The organism is Comamonas sp. GW821-FHT11H03, assembly GCF_058807955.1.
The window spans coordinates 1-1,136 of sequence record NZ_JBXARF010000024.1 but is presented as its reverse complement, the minus strand read 5'-3'; the positions used below and the strand labels follow the sequence as shown (position 1 = coordinate 1,136).

The window sequence follows — 1,136 nt, the reverse complement described above, 5'->3', positions numbered from 1 at the left end:
GCGCCCACAGTACGACCACCTTCGCGGATAGCGAAACGCAGACCTTCTTCCATGGCGATGGGGGAGATCAGCTTCACAGTGATCGACACGTTATCGCCAGGCATCACCATTTCCTTGCCTTCGGGCAGTTCGATGGAGCCGGTCACGTCAGTTGTACGGAAGTAGAACTGGGGACGGTAGTTGTTGAAGAAGGGAGTGTGGCGACCGCCTTCGTCCTTCGACAGCACGTAAACTTCAGCAGTGAAGTTGGTGTGGGGCTTGATGGAGCCGGGCTTGCACAGCACTTGGCCGCGTTCCACGTCTTCACGCTTGGTGCCGCGCAGCAGCAGACCCACGTTGTCGCCAGCTTGACCTTGGTCCAGCAGCTTGCGGAACATTTCCACGCCGGTGACGGTGGTCTTGACAGTGTCCTTGATACCGACGATTTCGATTTCTTCGCCGACCTTGACGATACCGCGCTCGATACGGCCGGTCACCACGGTACCACGACCGGAGATGGAGAACACGTCTTCCACGGGCATCGCGAAGGCGCCGTCAACAGCACGCTCGGGAGTGGGGATGTAGGTGTCCAGAGCTTCGGCCAGCTTCAGGATGGCAGGCTCGCCCTTGTCGGACTGGTCACCTTCCAGGGCCAGCTTGGCGGAGCCGCGGATGATGGGGGTGTCGTCACCGGGGAAGTCGTACTTGGACAGCAGCTCGCGCACTTCCATTTCGACCAGTTCCAGCAGTTCTTCGTCGTCCACCATGTCGGCCTTGTTCAGGAACACGATGATGTAGGGCACGCCCACCTGACGCGACAGCAGGATGTGCTCGCGAGTCTGGGGCATGGGGCCGTCAGCAGCGGAGCAAACCAAGATAGCGCCGTCCATCTGAGCGGCACCAGTGATCATGTTCTTCACATAGTCAGCGTGGCCGGGGCAGTCCACGTGAGCGTAGTGGCGGTTGGCAGTTTCGTATTCAACGTGCGAAGTGTTGATCGTGATACCACGAGCCTTTTCTTCGGGGGCGTTGTCGATCTGCGAGTAGTCCTTGGCTTCACCGCCGAAGTGCTTGGACAGCACGGTAGCGATAGCAGCAGTCAGGGTGGTCTTGCCGTGGTCAACGTGACCGATGGTGCCCACGTTCACGTGGGGCTT

Annotated in this window: 1 protein-coding gene; it reads right to left on the bottom strand. The window is 59.7% G+C overall.

The window, feature by feature from the left end; translation table 11 throughout:
• Window positions 1-1,136, bottom strand: a 1,136-nt coding sequence (tuf, locus tag AC1RTQ_RS24140) for an elongation factor Tu (protein ID WP_492879497.1), incomplete at both ends; no start/stop codon positions are given.